A 20,946-nucleotide genomic window follows, 5' to 3' on the forward strand; every position below is an offset into this window, starting at 1 on the left:
AATAAAAAACAGTTGCAAAAAGTAAAACGCTTATAACGGATGTATAAAATCCTACTATAAGCGTTTTTTTATTCTCTAAAAAACGGTGCTAATCAAAATAAACGATGTTTTTCAGTGCCCTCCTATTACGGAAGCCATTTTTTTTTACTCGATAACTATTTTCTTTGTAATTCTTTTACCTCCAGAATTCAAAACACCTAAATAAATTCCTTTAGACAAATTGGAAACTGGAATAGATTCAATCAATTTTGCATTTTGAAGTGTCTTATTTAAGACTTCTTTTCCGTTGATATCTATTAAAGAAAAAGTATAATTTGTTTCTGTAATCGAACCTAAATTGATGTTTAAAATATCTTTTGTGGGATTTGGAAAGAAACTTACATTAAAATCAGAACTATTAGCATCTAATGATAATACTGTTGTACTTGCTCTAGCAAAATGCATTGTTGCTCCTATTGCAGCTTTGGCAACATTATAATTATAAACAGGATCCATATTTACTAATAAATCGGTTGCAGAATGCCTATGAGTTGTTTCGTTTGTTTCGAAAAAACCTGTAATAACCTCATTATTGCTTTGAAATGGCATATAATCTGAGGCATAAGCATAAGATAAAACCGTTCCTAAAGAAGTGTACAAACCAACACAATTGATCAATTCATTAGTAAAAGTGTTTGATGCAGCATTATTGCTTGTTGGTGAAGATGTATCTCTTTCACAAGTTATTGTGTTATTTACCATACCAGCAACTCCTCCTACTTCATCAAGATTAAAAACTAATCGAATGTTCATTTTTGGTGTTGTTCCGTTTACAATTGATGAAACATAATTTTGACTTCCTCGTAATCCGTCTTCTTCACCACTGAAATTAATGAATTTTATAGAATATTCTGTTGGTACATTTTGCAACAATCTTGCAATTTCAAGGATAGAAACTACTCCACTTCCGTTATCGTTGGTTCCTGTTCCAACAATTGAATCATAATGACCACAAACGATTAGATATGTATTCGGATAAAGAGTTCCTATTTTTGTTACTACTAAATTTTTACAAACTGCTGTTGATCCAGTGTAAGTATAAGAATATTCTTGAAGTTGATTGGAAGTATATCCATAACTTAAGTATTTATTTTTTAACCAATCTAAAGTGTTTTGTAAAGCCGGAGTTCCTCTTCTCTTAACGCCTAAAGCTTCATATTGGGTTAAATTGGTAGTAATGTTACTTTGAGAACATTGATTAACAACATTTGCATATGCTTGTTCAAACGTTTGACCAAATGAATTGGTAGTCAATAATAAAGTAAAAACAATTAATAGTAGGTTTCGTTTTGTGAAATTCATAACAAAAAATGATAGTTATTTGGATAATGGCATCAAAAGTAATAAAATTTTGGTTACTTACTAAATTAATTTTTTAGACATTAATTATTAAATAACAAATTGTTTTTCAATAGCTTAAAAATCATTAACAAATCGTTGACAAATCATTATAATGGCTTTGGCACACATGTTGGAATGTACTAAACATCAGAAAGATTATCTGATCGAAGAAGCTGAAAATCGAACGAGTAAGCAAAAGCTTTAAAACGATTTATTATGAGAACAATTACTTTATTAGTAGCAAGCATTTTGTTAACAACAAGTGTAACAATTGCACAAGAAACAAGAAGTTTCAATCACAACACAACTGCAAGTTGTAATTTTGATGAACCAATTTCATTTACAGAACGAGGCATTGAGTTTTTCGTTTTTACCAATGGAGACTTTGATTTTAATACTCGTCCAGATGACTCTCAAGGAGACCATCACTATAGATTAGCAGGAAAGAGAACTTCTGAAGTAAATAGAACCAATCCAGTGAACTTTGGTGTCTTAATTGAACATGATAGTTTTGGTAGAGTTCGTAGAGTTGGAAACACTTTCATCAACTACGATAGCCGTGATAGAGTTAGTAGAATTGGTTCAGTATATATGAGATACAACAGATTTGCTCTTACACAAGTAGGTGGAATGAGAATTGTTTACAACCGTCGTGGAGAAGTAATCGACATGATTGGTCAAGTGAAAAGAAATAGTGGTTTTATATACAACAATAACGCTACTGCAACAACTTATGGAAATGGTAATAACGGAAATGGTTTCTACTATTACAGAACAGACGGAACAAAAGCTTTAGTAGAAGATGATGCTGCTAAAGAAGATAAAGAATAAAAGATTGATTGGTTGGTTAGGTTTGTTTAAATCCTGCGGATTCTGGGAAGATGAAGCAGGATTTTTTTATTCTGAACTTGATTCAGAATCTATTTTATTTTCAGAATCTATCTTACTTTCTTCAAAATTGAGTTCATAACATTATTAAAATCTGAAGACAGCTTTAACTTGTAATTAATAAAAATATAAAAAACCGAAACTAAAATAGATTTCAAAACAATATTTACAATAGGATTAAAAGAAAAATCCCAAAAGTAAAAAAGAAAGAATGTTACTATCAAAACTCCTAAACAATATAAAGTTTGATTGGAAAATGGATATAATTTCATCTTCAAAACCACAAAAAGTAGTTTTGCTATACTATATAGTGTAATCGAAATTAAAGTTGCAATAGCAGCTCCGTTAATTCCATATATTGGAATAAAAATCATGTTTAGTGAAATAGCTAAAAAAGCTAGTAATAATCCTAAAAAAAGAACTGCTTTATAATATTTAGAATTAAAAATGATAGCATTATTATTACCTAATATCAAATCGAAATATTTTGATATTCCAATGGTAAAAACAACAAAAATTCCTGTACTATAATTTTTAGGCAATAGCAAATACATTTGATTGATATTGACTAAAATACCAACTAAAACCAATCCTCCTATTATTTGTAATGTTATAGAAGTCTTTTTGTAAAGCTCATTTAACTCATCATGCTTATCTTCTGCCATCAACTTTGCAGTAATTGGATAGGTAATTTGGTGCATTGCTCTACTAGGAACCGCAATAACGGTAGCAATAAAAATTGCAACAGTATAATAAGCTATATTCTCAATTTTTATATATTGATTTATCATTGTTTTATCAATGTCTAAAAGCATGTTTGCAATACTTCCCGATAAAATTATAAACAAGGAATAAATAAAAACTTCTTTACTATTATGCGGTATTTTGAAACTATAAGTAATTGACCTTACTTTCATAGCATAAAAAAACATTACCAAAGTAGTTATCAAATAAATTCCCATTAACGAATTAATAAATTCAAGTGGTGTAATCCATTTGAAATAAACGGCAAACAAAAAAATTGAAATAAAAATTCGCAACAAAACTTCTTTAATAAAACCACCAATGACCGATTGCAGATGCACTTTTACCCATGCATAAAAGATTTCAAAATAGCCCATACAAAGTCCAATTATTGGAATTTGCCATACATAATCATATACAATTGGGTTTTTTTTTGATAAAAAAGTAGCAATCCAATCGTATCCAAAAAATCCAATTAGTAAAAATGGGATGATTAACAAAAGTGGTAATATTAATACAAAAGTTAAAAAAGAACTTTTCTCGTCATCGGTTTTGTAATGAGTAAAAAACTTAATCAAAGTATTATGAACACCGAATGCCAAAAGAGGAAAAATAACGTTAGCAGTTGAAAGAATATAACCTGTCAATCCATAATACTCTTCGCCCAAAAAATGAGGATACATAAACAAGGCATTAGCTGCACCAATTCCAAAACCAATATAGGTTATGACAACATTTTTGATCGATTGGTTGATTACTATTCCCATGGAGGTGTTATGAGTTTTGAGTTATGAGTTTTGCGAGTTTTTCGGTCAAACTCTTTCGAGAATATTGTTGTAAACCAACTGGGTAAACTTGTAATTTATTATCTAAATACAACTCAAAATTAGACAAAATAGTCTTTTTCAAACGCTCTTTTTCATTGTAAGTAAAGAAAACACCAGTATTAGTTGACGTAATGATTTCTGCAAAATCAGAATCTTTTGGTCCGATGGCGATTATTGGTCGTTCAGAAACCATGTATTCAAATAATTTTCCTGGAATAATACTTTTGGTTTCTTCTGAATCAATCTCGATTAACAATAATACTTGTGAAGCTTTTTGGTGTTTTATCGCTTCTGAATGAGAAACATATCCTAAATTATTGAGATAAGCATCTAATTTAAATTCTGAAATTGAGTCTAAAATTTCTTGACTTACTTTTCCAATAAGTTTCAACTGAAAATGATTTTTAAATACTTCATTTTCGGAAACCAATTCTTTTAAAGATTCCCACAAAATTTTCGGATTTCTATCCGATAAAAACGAACCAATGTGTGCCAACGTAAACTTTTCATCTAAAGTTTGTTTTGGAACATTCTCTACGTCATAACCATTTGTGATAACTTCAATTGGTTTATTAGTAATAGCTTGAAATTCTGTTTTTGTCGTTTTGCTTGTAACTATAATAGTGTCAGCAGTGGTTAAAACTTGATGTTCTAATGCTTTGTGCTTTTTATCTGAATAAGATGATAATTTTAATGCTTTATGATAACCAATGGTTGTCCAAGGATCACGAAAATCAGCAAACCACTTCACTCCTAATTCTTGTTTTAATTTCAAACCAATTAAATGCAATGAATGTGGTGGTCCAGAAGTTACAATAGTATCAATATTATTTTCTTGAATGTATTTTTTTAGATATTGCACTGAAGGATTTACCCAAAATTTACGCGCATCAGGTATGAATAAATTGCCTCGAACCCAAAGCATCATTTTTTCAACAAAACTTTGCTTTTTAGCTGCTGGAATAATCCCTGAACTTATTTTTTTGGTTTCTTTTTTAGATAAAAATCCAGCTAATTGATAGGGTTCGAATATTTTATTTCTTAAAATAATTGCTTTATCAGAAACCTCACTCATCAAACCTTCATCAACAATAGGATAAGTTGGGTTTTCAGGAATATAAACTATGGGTTGAACATTAAAATCGGGCAAATATTTTACAAACTTCAACCAACGTTGTACGCCTGGTCCGCCAGCTGGAGGCCAATAGTAGGTTATGATTAAAAGTTTTTTTTGTTCCGCTTCCAAAATTATAAATTAGAATTTTTATTAATTTTTTCTAACTCTTCAATATCTAAAATATCTTTAGGACGATTGGTAGCTTTTTTGGCTTTAATAAGGTTTTCGTAATCTAAAAAGTAGACAGGAATTCCACTAATTTCAGTAACATAAGCTTTATCAAGTAATTCTTGAAAATCTTGATTCTCTAAACCTTTGACAGAAGTCATGATATCTAATCTCAGATTAAAATTTAAGGAAATATCGGTCCAACCTGGAATAAATTGCATAGTCTTTATATTTTCAAAATCTCCAATTCCTGATTGTTTCAAAGCTTCTCGTAAATTCTCGCGATTTTCAATTGAATCTTCAATAAAGATATCAATATCACCTGTATTTCTTCCGTAACCATATATGTTTACGGCAAAACCACCAATGGTCAAATATTTGACTTTGTTCAAAGAAAAATACTTCCAAATTTCAATTATTTGACTATTCATTTACTTACTTTGATATTTTTTTGGAAGTTTTTAAAAGATAAGATAGCTCAATAATAGCCATCAATTTTTCAAAACGTTGTTGAGGCGTCATTTTTCTAATCTCATCTAGATAACGTTCTTCCATTTTAGAAGGATGAGCATGATTTAGTTTTTTTGCTTCCATTTTTATTGAAACTAATAATCAAATTTACAAAAATTTAGCCTTACAATTGTTTTTTCTTCTTTCTATCTAAATATATTCCACCAACCAAAAGTAACATCATTCCAATAAAACTAACTAAAGCAATCATACTTCCAGTTTTTACGACTTGAGGCTCAAACTTGAATTCAATTTTATGATTTCCTGCCGGAATGTTTAATCCTCTTAAAGCGTAATTTACTCTTAAAATCGGTGATTCTTTTCCGTCAATAGTTGCAATCCAACCATTCTTGTAATACATTTCAGAAAACACAGCAAAACCATTGTTTTTATTATTTGAAACGTATTTCAGATGATTTGGTTTATAAGATGTTAGTTTGATTTTTGCTAAACTATCAAGTTTGAAAGGCAACGATAAATCAAAGTTTTTATCATCTTTTTCCTTTCTTCTAACAGCTACTTCTTTTGTATTTAAGTCGTTCAAAGCTTTCATTTCTTCATCAGCTGAATTTACACTTTGAATTTTTGAAACAAACCAAGCGTTTCCATTAGCGTCAGGATTTAATGTTGGGAATTCTTCTCCTTTTTCGTTTGTTTGAATGATGTATTTTACATTCAACATATCAATTACCTCTTTGTTGTTTTTGGCAATTTGATAGTCAAATAATTCTTGCATTGCTCTTGGTTTAACAGCACTATAACCACCAATTGATTTGTGAAAATACGACGCACGAGCACTTGACAAATTTCCTTCAACTTCTAAAACTCTATAATGTGTTGTATCTTGAAGTATTTGCATATCGGAAGTTGTTGGTTCAAATGGAACATCCACTTCTCTTGCGCTTACAAAATCTCTACTACTAACATACTTTTTATCCACAAAAAACAAATCGGAAACCATAAGAATTCCAACAAGAATAATCGCTGTAGATTGAGCCATTTTATTTTTGGTATACATCCAAAGTACTAAAGCAGCCAAAACAATAAAGAATCCTGAACGAAGTAAATCTGCCGAATACATAGTTCTTCTATCGGCTCTAACTGCATCTATAAAACCAATTCCAAACGATTTATCTTGACTTTGACTCAACATTTGGCGTAAATCGCCATCCATAGTTCCTACAAAATCAAATGCTCCTTTACATACAAATAAAACTATTATTAAACCTAATGAAGTTGCACCTGCTTTCCATAAACTGTTCCACTGTTTTTCTTTATTTGTTGTAAAAAACGAATGAAGTCCCATAACAGCCAAAATAGGAATACACAATTCTAAAATAACTTGTATTGAAGAAACCGCTCTAAACTTATCATACATTGGCATGTAATCGATAAATAAATCGGTAATAATTGAGAAGTTTTTTCCCCAAGATAACATCAATGAAACGATTGCTCCTACTAGAAAAACATATTTAAGTTTTCTCTTATCGTGAAACATTGCCAAAACAAACAAAAAGAAAACTATCGCTCCAATGTAGGCTGGTGCTGCAACACTTGGTTGTTCACCCCAATAAGTTCTTGCATAATACGAAGTAAACTGTTTAGCTTCTCCTTCTGAAGCACCATATTTTAACATATAATCATAAACTGCAGAATTCTCATCAAGCTCTTCTGCACTTCCTCCTCCAAAAAGTCTTGGTGCAATTAGGTTAAAACTTTCTGCAATTCCATAACTGTATTCATTTATGTATTCCTTATCTAATGTAGAAGTACTTACTTTTTTAGTTCCGTCTGGTTGTAATTTTAAGTCGCTTTTTCCTCTTGTACTAAAATCGGCATATTCTTTTGTAGCCAATAAACTTGTCGCATTCGAACCAATTGCAAAAATTAGAGCAACTGCAAAAGTTCCAGCAACATTTAATAAACCTTTAAAATCTTTATTTTTAATAAACTTATAAGAGTAGTAAATTCCTAAGCCAATAAGAACAATCAACAAATAATACGTCATTTGAAAGTGATTGGCATTAATTTCTAAGGCAACAGCAAACATGGTCAGCATTCCTCCATAGAAAAATCTTTTCTGAAAAACCATGATTACACCTGCAACAACCAATGGCATATAGGCTATTGCATGTGCTTTAGCATTATGTCCAACGCCAAGAATAATTATCAAATAAGTAGAAAATCCAAAAGCCAAAGCTCCGAAAAAAGCTTTTAATGGATCGATTTTCAAGACCAACATTAATCCATAAAATCCTAAGAAATATAGAAACAAATAATCGGCTGGACGAGGTAAAAAACGTAATGCATCATCTATATGACCAATAAAATCATTTGGATATTTTGCTCCCAATTGATACGTTGGCATTCCTCCAAAAGCGGAATTGGTCCAATAGGGTTCAGCGTTTTCAGATGCTCTAAAGTCATTTTGCTCTTTAGCCATAGCCGTATATTGCACAATATCTGATTGAGATATCTTTTTTCCTTGCAATACAGGATAAAAATAAATTAACGCAATTAGAATAAAACCACCAATGGCAAGTATATGAGGATATAATTTTTGAAGTTGCTTCATTTTAAATATTAGATTTTTGATATTAGATGTTAGATTTTAAACATTCTAACTTTAAACAATTTAGTTAATCAACTTCTTCATAATCAATATATTCACCAACTTTTTTTGTTTCACGAGGTTTATCGCTTTTTGTTGATGTATTGTAATTATCTTGATATTGTTGATTTTGTTGCTGTGCTTGTTCTTGAAACTGTTGGGTTGCTTTTTCAACCACTTTTTTAGCAATCACTGGTAAAAATAAACGTGCTAAAAACTTAATAATGTAATAAATAGCTATTAAATAAAATAACATTTTTACAACACCTCGAAAATCTGCTTCTTGCATAAAATAAAAATTTTGTCAAAAATACTAAATTCCCACATTCAAAATTAGCATTAGCTCTTAAATAAATAATAAATTAATAGTACATTTGAATTTCTAAATCAAAATAGCAAACTCACATAAAATGAAAATAAATCTTTTTGCTCTTTTTATTGTACTTACAGCGATTACGAAAATTAATGCACAACACACAGATGTTATTAATTCAAATCGTCCTGGAGAGTCTATGTCGGCATTTGCTGTTGGAAAAACTGTAATTCAAATTGAATCTGGTTTGAGTTATGTTAATGAAAAGCATAGTATTTTAGATTATAGTGCTACTGGATTCAGTGGAGATTTTAATGTAAGATATGGCTTTTTTAAAGAACAACTTGAAGCTATTTTAGAGTTAAACTATCAAAATGACACTTACACTGCTGATGATTTTACAGAAATTACTAGAAAAGGATTAAAATCGTCAACACTTGGTTTAAAATATTTGGTATTCGATCCGTTTAAAAATTATGAAGAGAAAGTAAATTTATACAGTTGGAAAGCCAATCATAGGTTTAAATGGCGTCAATTAATTCCTGCTGTTTCTGTTTATGCCGGTGCCAATTTGAATTTTAGTTCCAATCCATTTTATTTTGGTGGTGAGGAAATTAGTAGAATTAGTCCGAAAGGTATGTTGATTACACAACAAATTTTTCCAGGAGCATGGGTTTTTGTTACAAACGTCTTTATTGATAAAGTTGGAACTAACAATCAAACACTTGGTTATATCGCAACGTTAACAAAAGGATTTAATGATAAATGGTCAGCCTATCTTGAAAATAAAGGACTTCAAGGTGATTATTATGCCGATGGTTTCTTCTCTACAGGAGCAGCTTATTTAGTAAACGATAACCTTCAAGTTGATGCTTATGTGAGTAAAAACTTCAAAACAACACCTGATTTTTTATTTGCTGGATTTGGACTTTCTTGGCGTTCTACAACTAATTACAAAGACGTTATGATTAGAGCTCCAAAAGGTGACAAAAAGAAAGACAAGAGTAAAAAAGACAAAGAAAAAGATAAAAAGAAAAAGCGTCTAGACGAAGTTCAAGTTGAAAAACCATAATCAAAAATGATTACAATAATTGAAGCCAATACTAAGGCGTTATTAAAAGACTATGTAAAGTTTCCGTTTTCATTATACAAGAATCATCCTTATTGGGTTCCGCCATTAATTCAAGATGATTTAGAAACATTTGATAAAACTAAAAACCCTGCATTTCATAGTGCTGAAGCCTATTTTTATATTGCCTACAAAGACAATAAAATAGTTGGAAGAATATCCGCAATTATTAATTGGGATGAAGTAAAGGACCAACAAAAAAAGAAAGTTCGTTTTGGTTGGTGGGACGTTATTGATGATATAGAAGTAACAAAAGCCTTACTTGAAAAAGTATATGAATTAGGAAGAAAAAACAATTTGGAATATGTTGAAGGTCCGATGGGATTTTCAAATTTGGATAAAGTTGGCGTTCTAACCGAAGGTTTTGACGAAATGGGTTCTATGATAACTTGGTACAATTATCCTTATTATAAAGAGCATTTGGAACAATTAGGATATGTTAAAGAGAAAGAATATCTCGAAAATAAATTTCCTTTTGAAAATGTAAAACCAGAGTTTTTCTTTAAAATTCAAGAGCTAATTAAGAAACGCTATCAACTTAAACCAGTTAATTTTACTAAAACAAAAGACATCATGCCTTATGTTGATGAGATGTTTGATGTTTTTAATGAATCGTATGCAAGTTTATCTTCGTTTGTAGCAATTACAGAAGTTCAGAAAGAATATTTCAAAAAGAAATACATTAGTTTTATTAATCCAGAATACATCAAATTTGTTTTAGACAAAGACGATAAAATGGTTGCATTTAGTATTGTAATGCCAAGTTTTTCGGAAGCATTGAAAAAAGCAAACGGTAAATTATTTCCTTTTGGATTTTATCATTTATTAAAAGCTAAAAGAGAAAGTAAAGACGTATTATTCTACTTAATTGGAGTTTTACCAGAATATCAAAACAAAGGTGTAACTGCAATAATTTTTAATGAATGTTACAATACATTTACTGAAAAAGGAATTAAAAACTGCATAAGAACTCCTGAACTTGAAGACAATACAGCCATTCATCAAATATGGAAACATTTTGATCCTGTGATTTTCAGAAGACGTAGAACTTATAAAATTGATTTATAGAAACAAAAAATCCATCATTGCTGATGGATTTTTTTATGAAATATATTGTAAAAAGTTATTCTACATTTTCAACACTTGCCTCTGCAATTTTAGCATAAGTTCCGTTTACTAATTTTTCACGGATAGCTTCAAATGCTGCTAACGTTTCATCAATATCAGCTAATGTGTGAGAAGCTGTAGGAATCATTCTTAGTAAAATTATTCCTTTTGGAATTACAGGGTAAACTACAATTGACAAGAAGATACCATAATTTTCTCTCAAGTCATTCACCATAATCATTGCTTCAGGAATTGAACCTTCAAGGTAAACAGGAGTTACACATGTATTTGTATCACCAATATTAAAGCCTTTAGCTTTTAATCCACCTTGTAAAGCATTTACGTTTTCCCAAAGTTTATCTTTCAATTCAGATGATTTACGTAACAATTCCAAACGTTTTAAAGCACCAACTGTTTGTATCATTGGCAATGCTTTAGCAAACATTTGTGAACGTAAATTATATTTTAAATAGTCAATAATATCTTTATCAGCAGCTAAGAAAGCACCAATACTCGCCATTGATTTTGCAAAAGTCGAAAAATAAACATCAATTCCATCTTGACAACCTTGCTCTTCTCCTGCTCCAGCCCCAGTTTTACCTAAAGTACCAAAACCATGAGCATCATCAACTAATAAACGGAAATTGTATTTCTTTTTCATCTCTACAATTTCTTTCAACTTTCCTTGTTGACCACGCATTCCGAAAACTCCTTCAGTGATAAATAAAATACCACCACCAGTTTCTTCAGCTAATTTTGTAGCACGTTGAAGATTTTTCTCCATGCTTTCAATGTCATTGTGACGGTAAGTAAAACGTTTTCCCATATGTAAACGTACACCATCAATGATACAGGCATGCGCATCAACATCATAAACAATTACGTCATTTTTAGTAACCAACGCATCAATACAAGACATAATTCCTTGGTAACCAAAATTCAATAAATAGGCAGATTCTTTCATTACGAAAGCGGCTAATTCATTCTCTAATTGTTCGTGAGCATTGGTATGACCACTCATCATTCTTGCTCCCATTGGGTAAGCTGCACCATATAGAATGGCTGCATCAGCATCTGCTTTTCTTACTTCTGGATGATTAGCAAGACCTAAATAGTCGTTCAAACTCCAGTTTAAAATATCTTTTCCTTGAAATTGCATTCTTGGACCTAATTCTCCTTCTAGTTTAGGAAACACAAAGTATCCTTCTGCTTGTGAAGCCCATTTTCCTAATGGTCCTTTATTATTTTGTATTCTTTCAAATAAATCTTTTACCATGATAAATATGTTGTTAAAAAACGATGCAAAAGTAGTGATTATTTTTTTATTGGTTTAGAAATATTTATATCAATTTTAAATGACATTAAAAATTACATAATAATCAAAAAAGCAGCTATAAAAAGCTGCTTTTTCTCACATTTAATTCTAATAACTCCTTTAATACCTTGTGAATAAAAAAGACCCCAAATCAATTTATACCTTAGAAAAAATCTAAACGAAGAATGTGGCATCAAGGAATTATTATTTTTTTTGCTAAAACTTGTAGAATTTTAAAAATCCTCTGTATAACAAAAAATTAACCTAACTACTTGGGACAAATTTAAGTTCCATTTTTGAAATAGAATAGCGTAGTTTTACGTGTTTTTTCAAATAAGAAATATAAATTTGTATTTTAATAATTTACACATGAAACTAGTCTTTGCCTCCAACAACAAAAATAAAATTAAAGAAATCCAACTTTTAGTCCCAACTTCAATTGAAATTTTAAGTTTGGAAGATATCGGTTGCACAGAAGAAATTCCAGAAACTGCTGACACTATTGAAGGAAACGCCATTTTAAAAGCTAATTATGTTACAGAGAAATATGGATATGATTGCTTTGCAGACGATTCAGGTTTGGAGGTCGATGCATTAAATGGCGAACCTGGTGTTTTTTCTGCTAGGTATGCAGGTGAACCTAAAAACGATGATAATAATATGAATAAATTATTATCAAATCTTAAAGATAAAACCAACAGAAAAGCCAATTTCAAAACTGTTATTTGTTTGAATTATAAAGGCAAACAACATCTTTTCACCGGAATCATTAACGGAAAAATCATTGAAGAAAAAATTGGAAACAATGGCTTTGGTTACGATCCCATTTTTGTAGCAAATGACTATACAAAGACCTTCGCAGAACTTTCTATCGAAGAAAAATCAAATATTAGTCATCGCGGAATTGCAGTGAAACAGTTAATTGAGTTCTTGAAATAGTTGGCAGTCGCACTCAAATTTTTTAATAAAAGCAGTAACTAAATCCTTAAATCTCGACTGAATACCAAAACTATCGCTTTAAATAAATTATAACTAATTAATTATCAATAACTAACAAATTAGGCTATATGATATTTAAAGACTACCTTTGCACCCAATTTAAAATACTTTATGAATAAATTTGAACAATTAGGTCTGAATGAGTCGTTACTGCTGGCGATCAAAGATCTAGGATTTGAGAATCCGTCAGAAGTGCAAGAAAAAGCCATTCCAGTCTTATTGGAAAAAAACACAGACTTAGTAGCTTTAGCACAAACAGGAACAGGGAAAACAGCAGCATTTGGTTTTCCGCTAATCCAAAAAATCGATGCCGAAGACAGAAGTACACAAGCGTTAATTTTATCCCCAACGCGTGAGCTATGCTTACAAATCACCAACGAGATTAAACAATACTCTAAATATGTAAAAGGTTTACATACAGTGGCAGTTTATGGTGGTGCAAGCATTACAGAACAAGCCCGAGAAATTAAAAGAGGTGCTCAAATTATTGTAGCAACTCCCGGAAGAATGCAAGACATGATTAATCGTGGTCTTGTAAACATCAAAAACATCAACTTTTGTATTCTTGACGAAGCAGATGAGATGTTGAACATGGGTTTTTATGAAGACATCGTATCCATTTTATCGGATACTCCAGACGAAAAAAATACTTGGTTATTCTCTGCAACAATGCCTGCAGAAGTAGCAAGAATTGCAAAGAAATTTATGCACGATCCAGCAGAAGTTACTGTTGGTAGCAAAAATTCAGGTTCAGCGACTGTTTCTCACGAATTTTATTGTGTGAACGCTCGTGACCGTTACGAAGCTTTAAAACGTTTAGCCGATGCTAATCCAGATATTTTTTCTGTAGTTTTTTGTAGAACAAAACGTGACACGCAAGCAGTTGCAGAAAAATTAATTGAAGATGGTTACAGTGCTGCTGCATTGCACGGAGATTTATCTCAAGCGCAACGTGATGGTGTAATGAAATCTTTTAGAGGTCGTCAAATTCAAATGCTTGTTGCGACAGACGTTGCAGCTCGTGGAATTGACGTTGATAACATTACTCACGTAGTAAATTATCAATTACCAGACGAAATTGAAACTTATAACCACCGTTCAGGTCGTACTGGTCGTGCTGGTAAATTAGGAACTTCTATCGTAATCATCACAAAAAGTGAGATTCGTAAAATTTCGTCAATCGAAAGAATCATCCAACAAAAATTTCAAGAAAAAACGATTCCTTCTGGAATGGAAATTTGCGAAATTCAATTGTTGCACTTAGCTAATAAAATTAAAGATACTGAAGTTGACCACGAAATAGACAACTATTTACCGGCAATCAACGAAGTTCTTGATGGTTTAACTAAAGAAGAATTAATCAAGAAAATGGTTTCTGTAGAATTCAACAGATTCATCAATTACTACAAAAAGAAACGTGATTTATCAGGTGAAAAAGGTAGTGAAAGAAGCGAAAGAAGTTCAGAGCCAAGAGAAATTAGAGCTGGTGATCCAGTTAGATATTTCGTAAACATTGGTTCTAGAGACGATTTTGATTGGATGCAATTGAAAGATTTCTTAAAAGAAACATTAGATTTAGGTCGTGATGACGTGTTTAAAGTTGATGTAAAAGAAGGTTTCTCTTTCTTTAACACTGACGGAGAACATACGGATAAAGTGATGTCAGTTCTTAACGGATTTGACCTTAACGGAAGAAGAATCAACGTTGAAATTTCTAAAAACGATGGCGGAAGCCGTGAAAGACGTGACCATAACGGAAGAAGTGGCGGCGGTTTCGGTGGCGGAAGAAGCTCAGGTGGTTTTAGAGGCGATAGAAATTCTGGTGGCGAAAGAAGAGGTTCTGGAAGTTTCGGACCAAGAAGTGGCGGAGACAGAAGTTCGGCTCCAAAACGTGAAGGTGGATTTTCATCGGACAGACCAGCAAGAGAAGGCGGTTTTAGAAGTGAAAGAAGTTCAGCTCCAAGAAGAGAACCAGGTTCTGCTCAAAGAGAAGAAAGAGCTCCAAGACGTTCTGACGAAAGTTCTGATAGACCAGCAAGTCGTTCTTTTGACGCAGCTAAAGTAAGAAGACCAAGAAGAAGCTAAGCTTTTTTAAATAACAAATATTAAATTCCAAATTCCAATGATTACTATTGGGATTTGGAATTTTTTTTGTAATTTTATTGGATTGTTAATTTTCTTATAATAATTTACAAAACCTATCGAAATTCTTTAAGAGTTTTATACTTTTAAACTTTCAAACAAACACATGAGATATTTTGCTCTAATTTTACTCTTCCTTTTCAACTCAAATGCTTTTTCGCAAGAGCTTTTGACGAAGAAGAAAGTGTATGGAACAGTAATAAACGGAACAACTTCTTTAGCATTACCCAATGCTAACATAATAAATATCAATAAAGTAAAAGGTTCTACAACCGATACAAAAGGTGCTTTTGAAATTGATGCCGATGTAAATGACACGCTTCACATCACCATGATTGGTTTTCAGTCTTTGAGAGTTAGAGTAACGAATGACTGGATTAAAAACGGTACAGCCAAATTAATACTTACTGAAAAAGCCATTGCACTTGAAGAAGTAAAAATAAAACGCTACAACCTTACAGGATATCTAGAAGTTGACTCAAAACTTATTCCTGAAGAAGAAAATTTCCGTTATAGCATTTCTGGACTTCCTGCAGCTTATGAAATGGGTGAACGTTCACCAAATGCGTTTTCACGTGTGATGAATTCTATTTTCAATCCTGCCGATATGTTGTACAATTTCTTTGGAAAAAAACCTAAAGAACTCCGCAGGTTAAAGGAAATGAAGAAAGACGATACGGTAAAAAATCTTCTTGAAACCAAATTCGACAGAGAAACCATTTGCATTTTATTAGGAGTAACTAAGAATGAAATTGCAGAAATTCTCCAACATTGCAGCTACTCTGAAGCATTTATACAAACAGCAAACGATTTACAGATTTTGGATGCCATAAGTCAATGCTATGAGCAATACAAAGTCTTAAAAAAATAAAATTCTTTTCAGAATACTTAAAATATACAAAAACTTTAAATCCTTAATTATAAAAACGATTGAGGATTTTTTTATATTTACTGATACATTCAAACATTTATGAGTAGTTGTAAATGTTTGTTTACGCATACTATATACTAATTGCGTGCTATATTCTCCGAAATGACGAAAAAAAACACAAATGAAAATAAAAATAATTATTACAATTTTTCTTTTGACTTTTTACGCAAAAGTTCAAAGTCAAGATTTAACGAATTTTAAAAATGATTTCAAATTGTCTTTAGACAAAGCATTTAATGAAAAAAATCTAAATGATTTATTTTCAAAATATCCTCACCTATTAACACCACAAAGTGATATTACACAACTAACTTCAAACTTAAAAGGTGAATCTTTATCTACTTTTCCTTTGAGCGATTTTAAAAATGATAATTTATATAAAGAGAACATAGATAATATGTTGAATTCAGATAATTCTTTTCGACGATTATTTTCATATTTAATCATTGGAGCTTCAAATGACACAGCAAAAGAAGAAGTTTTACTCAACAAATTAAAATCTGAAAAAGAAAAAGGGAATTTAATTTGGTGCGGAATGTCATTGCTGAATTTAAAAACTAAACATACTACAGAAATATTTGATTTTTTAGTAGAAAATGAAGATTTTGGAGATGCTCATATGCTTCCTTTATTCATTAAATTAGACAAAAATAGTTTGCAAGAAACAGCATACAAAAGATATAATAGTGAAAATTTAAAAGCTAAAATTTTAGCAATACAAATACTATCTCAAACAGGGAAAAATCCTAAAACAGAGAAGCTTGTTTTAGAAGCTGTTCAAAATTGGGATATGAATATAAAAGGTTACGCAATTTATACAGTAAAAGAACTTCAAATAGGGAATTTATTAGAAACTTTCAAGCCTTTTTTAGATAATGATAAAACAAGAAAAATTGCTTTAGAAGCTTTAGCCAATAGCCCAACAAATAGTGATAATGAATATCTAAAAATGTTAACAACTCAAAAAGATAGTATTTCAGATGAATTGTTAGATTGCTTTTTTGAATCAAAGAAAATTGAAAACTTAAAGTTTTGGTTAGAATTATTAAAAACTAAAAAGGTGTCAAATGATTATTATTTTTCCGTTCCTAATAATCGTTTGATTTATTCTGACGAATTATTACAAAATATTCAAAATACTTTAATAGAATGCAAAAGCGAAAAAATAATTGAAGAATTAGTTAGAGCCTTACAAGGAAGAAATGATATTGAAAGCACTAATATTTTAATTAGATTTTTAAAGCATCAAAACTCTTCTATAAGATATTGGAGTGCTGATGCTCTAAAAGGAAATAAGAGTCAAAAAATAATTGACATTTTGCCTAATTTAATAAGTGATGAAGAATACAGAACAACTGCTTTAGTAAATTTACTTATTGAAAATAATATAAATAATCAACAAAGTACATTTGAAAAAATATATAAAAATAGTGGTCAAGATTTAGATTGGGAAAGAAGCTCAATTGAGTATTTGGCAAATTATCCTTTAGAAAAACATAAAGAGCTTTTCAAAAAAATTCTAAAAAATGAGAACTCAGATTTTTCAATTAGATATAATGTTGCTTTAGGATTAGGAAGACTAAAAGACATTAGTTCAGTTGATTTGCTCATTAAAGTTTGTGAAGAAACCAGAAAAGAAAGTGATTTAAACTCAAGAACATACTTGGAAGCATTGGCAATGATTCGAGGAGAAAAAGCAAAAAAGGAAATTGAAACATTTTTAAATAGTAATGAAGAAGCAGTAAAAGAACTTGTAAATGAATTATTAAAAAAGTGGAATTAAATAAAAATACAGCACACAAAAGCTGTTACAAGAAATGGTGAGACATGGGATTTATTAGAAATGGAAACGTTTTAGTCCACCTGTTTCCTATTCGGAAAATTAGTTATTTATTTTATAATGCAAACTAAAGGAGAAACGTAAGGCACAAGCTAAAATAAGACGAAAAGAAATGACACCAAAACAACAATTAGAATCAATCCTATCTAATCAATACGAATCAGAAGATGGTGATTTATATAAGGTCGAATTACTAGACGGAATGACCGACAGCGAAATAGAAAACCTTAAATATCGACTTCCAGAAAAGAACTTACCGAACGAAATCGAAGATTTATTAAGATTCAGTAAAGGTTTTACCATATATGGACTTGAAGAAATACGTTTTGATTCATTTGGTCATTTTGGATTTGAAGAAATGTTTCCAAAATCAATCCAACTTGCAGGAGATGGGTTTGGGAATTTTTGGATCTTAGATATTGACTCAAAAGGAAATTGGAATTCAGTATATTATGTTTGTCATGACCCATCTGTCGTTGTAAAACATTCTGAAAATTTAACGGAGTTCATTAGACATGTTGATGAGTTCGGACAAAAAGGAAGTGATTCCAACTTGAACATTATTCACGAAAAGACCGTTATGGATATTTGGAACGAAAAAGTCGGAATAATGGAAAAAAATGAAAAGGATTATGACTTTGAAAACGGACAAATTGAACTACCCGAAATATTTTTAGTGGCGGACTTGACGAATCAACCTATAAAAACAGGATTTCCTTGGGGTAAATCAGGTCCAAACACAAAAATCATAAGACCAACTGACGAACCTATTTGGATAGTTGAGAAACGACTAAAACAAGGTTTTCTATCGAGATTATTCGGTGGAAAGAGATAATTAGCTGGTGCCTAACTCAGCTCCACAAAGACTTCTCATAAAATGCTGCGCAAATCTCTCCTGACTTTACGCAGTTTTTTTATATTTGACAATACTTACTATAAACAAAACATTATCAGTTATTTTGAATCAAGAACATTGAAAAAACTAATATTCATATCGTCATTTTTATTATTGCTATCTAGTTGCAATAGATCTGTTGAACCTGTAAAAGTTTATTCTTGGGCAGAATATGAAAATGTAAAATTAGAAAATCCTGATAAAAAAATAATTGTTGTTGATACAATCTGTCAGTTCGAAACTAAAAGAGCTGAAAAAGATTTATTAAAAAATAAGCTAGTATATTGTTGTAGAAATTATCCTGAAAGAGTGGTTGCCGAATTAAATTTGATTACTAAAAAGTATAATATTGAAACTATTCATAGTTTGAGTTCATGTATTCGTCCTCCAGAAGGATTCACTTTATATTGTTACGAAAAAGTAATGGAGAAAGAAATTATTAAAAGACATGGAGAAAAATGGATAGATTCATTAGAAAAAGTTGCTGTTAAAAACTATGTAATAAAACATCCAAATGAACCTTATTTAGTAGACGGCATTGATTTAAGAACAAAATATTTGAAATAGATTACAACTATAAAATCAAAGAAATCCTTTCAACACCTATATTTACTATTTATTTTACAAAATTTACATTTTTATTTACAATCCAAATTACTTCGTCCGGAAAATATCAAACTATATTCGCTTAATCAATTTTAAAAGAATATGAACCTATGAAAAAAAGCCACTTTTTCCTGATCTTACCGCTGGCTGTGGTAATCGGACTAGTATTTACTAATTGTGAAATAAAAAATAAAACAAAGCCATCCCAAAAGCAGTTGGCCGTTGTTAAAAAGAAAGACCCAATAGCAGAAAAGAAAAAATGGGAAGCTTCACCAGATGGTATAATGTACAAAAAATGGGAAGATTCTCCTGAAGGTAAAAAAGTGAGTGCCAGTTATGATAAAATAAGCAAGAATATAGAAGCTTTCAGCGATATGAACGCTGTGGTAACCTCTCTTACTTTTCAGCGCAAAAACGCATCACCATCAGGGCCAAAATGGCTTATAGTAAAGATTGGTGACGAAGAATACATGATGCAATTTGTTCCTGAAGAATTTGAGCAGCTAAAAAGTCTTAAAGTCAACGATAAAATTATTGTAAGAAGCCGCAGCGCAGGATGTTCGCCGAATCATCCCTATTTGATTATATCAAGCGACTATATTGCGAAAGACAATAAGGTGCTTTATAAACGTGACCTTAGTAAAAATAACGGTTGCTAAAGATAAGAACCAAATTCCTCAAAGAGTTTAAATAAAAAGCTGCACAAATCTCTCCTGACTTTGTGCAGTTTTTTCATTAACAAAGCCCAATCGCAGTAAGTTATTTACTAAGATTTGAATAATATCGCTCCTCTATCCTTTTAATATCTTTGATAGAATTTCTAGCCCAATCCAATCGTTTTTCAAGAATTTCTTCTTCGGTTAGTTGCCAATTTAAGTTCGATTGACGCAATCTATTAGTAATATCTTGAATGATAATTGCCGCGGAAACAGAGATATTTAAACTTTCTGTAAAGCCAACCATCGGTATTTTGATATAACCATCGGCTTGGTCAATAACTTCTGGCGAAAGTCCGTCGCGTTCTGTTCCAAAGAAAATAGCGCTTCGTTTTGTAATATCAAATTCGTGAATCAAGCACGAATCGTTGTGTGGCGTTGTGGCGATAATTTGATAACCTTTTTCACGCATAGCATCCATGCAACTTTGCACCGAGTTAAATCGGTTTACATCAACCCATTTTTGTGCTCCCATGGCAATTTCAGCATCGATTCTTTTACCAAATTTTTCTTCAATAACATTCAATTGTTGGATACCAAAAACTTCACAACTGCGCATCACAGCACTGGTATTATGCAACTGAAAAACGTCTTCCATTGCAATCGTAAAATGATTGGTTCTATTCTTTAAAACCTCTAAAAAACGTTCTTTTCTGTTTTCAGTAAGGATATCTTCTAAATATGCTAAGTAATCTAAATCGACCATTT

General features: G+C 31.0%; 19 protein-coding genes. 10 read left to right on the forward strand and 9 right to left on the reverse strand.

What is annotated here, in order from left to right; translation table 11 throughout:
• Positions 1-144 precede the first annotated feature (144 nt).
• A complete protein-coding gene (locus ACIQ06_RS10430; protein ID WP_396146108.1) occupies positions 145-1,341 on the reverse strand; it encodes a M28 family peptidase in 1,197 nt (398 codons plus the stop codon).
• Between the two features lie 255 nt (positions 1,342-1,596).
• Here ACIQ06_RS10430 and ACIQ06_RS10435 point away from each other — a divergent pair, with 255 nt between their 5' ends.
• Positions 1,597-2,211, forward strand: coding sequence for a hypothetical protein (locus tag ACIQ06_RS10435; RefSeq protein WP_396146110.1), 615 nt, complete (start codon positions 1,597-1,599; stop codon positions 2,209-2,211).
• 107 nt (positions 2,212-2,318) lie between these two features.
• On the opposite strand, the gene ACIQ06_RS10440 is transcribed toward ACIQ06_RS10435, so the two are convergent.
• The 6 genes from ACIQ06_RS10440 to ACIQ06_RS10465 all read right to left on the reverse strand — a co-directional run bounded on the left by ACIQ06_RS10440 (position 2,319) and on the right by ACIQ06_RS10465 (position 8,534).
• Complete coding sequence (locus ACIQ06_RS10440; RefSeq protein WP_396146112.1) at positions 2,319-3,779, reverse strand: polysaccharide biosynthesis C-terminal domain-containing protein; 1,461 nt, start codon at positions 3,777-3,779, stop codon at positions 2,319-2,321.
• A gap of 7 nt (positions 3,780-3,786) precedes the next feature.
• Complete coding sequence (locus ACIQ06_RS10445; protein ID WP_396146114.1) at positions 3,787-5,085, reverse strand: glycosyltransferase family 4 protein; 1,299 nt, start codon at positions 5,083-5,085, stop codon at positions 3,787-3,789.
• A 2-nt stretch (positions 5,086-5,087) separates the two neighbouring features.
• Entirely contained in the window at positions 5,088-5,555 is a 468-nt protein-coding gene (locus ACIQ06_RS10450) for a nucleotidyltransferase (protein WP_298302328.1), read from the reverse strand.
• 4 nt (positions 5,556-5,559) lie between these two features.
• Positions 5,560-5,718: a hypothetical protein gene (locus tag ACIQ06_RS10455; protein WP_298302331.1), complete on the reverse strand. Its 159-nt coding sequence runs from the start codon at positions 5,716-5,718 to the stop codon at positions 5,560-5,562.
• A 40-nt stretch (positions 5,719-5,758) separates the two neighbouring features.
• Complete coding sequence (locus ACIQ06_RS10460) at positions 5,759-8,209, reverse strand: YfhO family protein (protein WP_396146117.1); 2,451 nt, start codon at positions 8,207-8,209, stop codon at positions 5,759-5,761.
• Positions 8,210-8,273: 64 nt separating this feature from the next.
• Positions 8,274-8,534 (reverse strand): DUF4834 domain-containing protein, encoded by a 261-nt coding sequence (locus ACIQ06_RS10465; RefSeq protein ID WP_298302337.1) that lies wholly within the window; start codon positions 8,532-8,534, stop codon positions 8,274-8,276.
• Positions 8,535-8,655: 121 nt separating this feature from the next.
• On the opposite strand from ACIQ06_RS10465, the gene ACIQ06_RS10470 reads away from it, so the two are divergent.
• Positions 8,656-9,630 (forward strand): transporter, encoded by a 975-nt coding sequence (locus ACIQ06_RS10470; RefSeq protein WP_396146120.1) that lies wholly within the window; start codon positions 8,656-8,658, stop codon positions 9,628-9,630.
• Positions 9,631-9,636: 6 nt separating this feature from the next.
• A complete protein-coding gene (locus tag ACIQ06_RS10475; RefSeq protein WP_396146122.1) occupies positions 9,637-10,755 on the forward strand; it encodes a GTP cyclohydrolase in 1,119 nt (372 codons plus the stop codon).
• Between the two features lie 55 nt (positions 10,756-10,810).
• Here ACIQ06_RS10475 and ACIQ06_RS10480 read toward each other — a convergent pair whose 3' ends face one another.
• The gene (locus ACIQ06_RS10480; protein WP_396146124.1) at positions 10,811-12,070 is read right to left on the reverse strand and encodes an aminotransferase class I/II-fold pyridoxal phosphate-dependent enzyme; all 1,260 of its coding nucleotides are present in this window, start codon (positions 12,068-12,070) and stop codon (positions 10,811-10,813) included.
• Between the two features lie 408 nt (positions 12,071-12,478).
• Between ACIQ06_RS10480 and ACIQ06_RS10485 the strand changes: the two genes are divergently transcribed.
• The 7 genes from ACIQ06_RS10485 (at position 12,479) to ACIQ06_RS10515 (ending at position 20,181) form a co-directional block, all read left to right on the forward strand.
• On the forward strand, positions 12,479-13,048 hold the full coding sequence (locus tag ACIQ06_RS10485; protein ID WP_396146126.1) for a non-canonical purine NTP diphosphatase: 570 nt from the start codon (positions 12,479-12,481) through the stop codon (positions 13,046-13,048).
• Positions 13,049-13,219: 171 nt separating this feature from the next.
• Complete coding sequence (locus ACIQ06_RS10490; RefSeq protein WP_396146128.1) at positions 13,220-15,193, forward strand: DEAD/DEAH box helicase; 1,974 nt, start codon at positions 13,220-13,222, stop codon at positions 15,191-15,193.
• A 163-nt stretch (positions 15,194-15,356) separates the two neighbouring features.
• Positions 15,357-16,121: a carboxypeptidase-like regulatory domain-containing protein gene (locus tag ACIQ06_RS10495; protein ID WP_396146130.1), complete on the forward strand. Its 765-nt coding sequence runs from the start codon at positions 15,357-15,359 to the stop codon at positions 16,119-16,121.
• A 181-nt stretch (positions 16,122-16,302) separates the two neighbouring features.
• Entirely contained in the window at positions 16,303-17,964 is a 1,662-nt protein-coding gene (locus tag ACIQ06_RS10500; RefSeq protein ID WP_396146132.1) for a HEAT repeat domain-containing protein, read from the forward strand.
• Between the two features lie 169 nt (positions 17,965-18,133).
• Positions 18,134-18,856: an SMI1/KNR4 family protein gene (locus tag ACIQ06_RS10505; RefSeq protein WP_396146134.1), complete on the forward strand. Its 723-nt coding sequence runs from the start codon at positions 18,134-18,136 to the stop codon at positions 18,854-18,856.
• Between the two features lie 138 nt (positions 18,857-18,994).
• Entirely contained in the window at positions 18,995-19,483 is a 489-nt protein-coding gene (locus ACIQ06_RS10510) for a hypothetical protein (RefSeq protein ID WP_396146136.1), read from the forward strand.
• Between the two features lie 149 nt (positions 19,484-19,632).
• On the forward strand, positions 19,633-20,181 hold the full coding sequence (locus ACIQ06_RS10515; RefSeq protein ID WP_396146138.1) for a hypothetical protein: 549 nt from the start codon (positions 19,633-19,635) through the stop codon (positions 20,179-20,181).
• Between the two features lie 100 nt (positions 20,182-20,281).
• Here the strand turns inward: ACIQ06_RS10515 and ACIQ06_RS10520 are convergent, their stop codons facing one another.
• Entirely contained in the window at positions 20,282-20,944 is a 663-nt protein-coding gene (locus ACIQ06_RS10520; RefSeq protein ID WP_396146140.1) for a TrmH family RNA methyltransferase, read from the reverse strand.
• Positions 20,945-20,946 lie beyond the last annotated feature (2 nt).

Source organism: Flavobacterium sp. (genome assembly GCF_044341265.1).
Lineage (GTDB): Bacteria > Bacteroidota > Bacteroidia > Flavobacteriales > Flavobacteriaceae > Flavobacterium.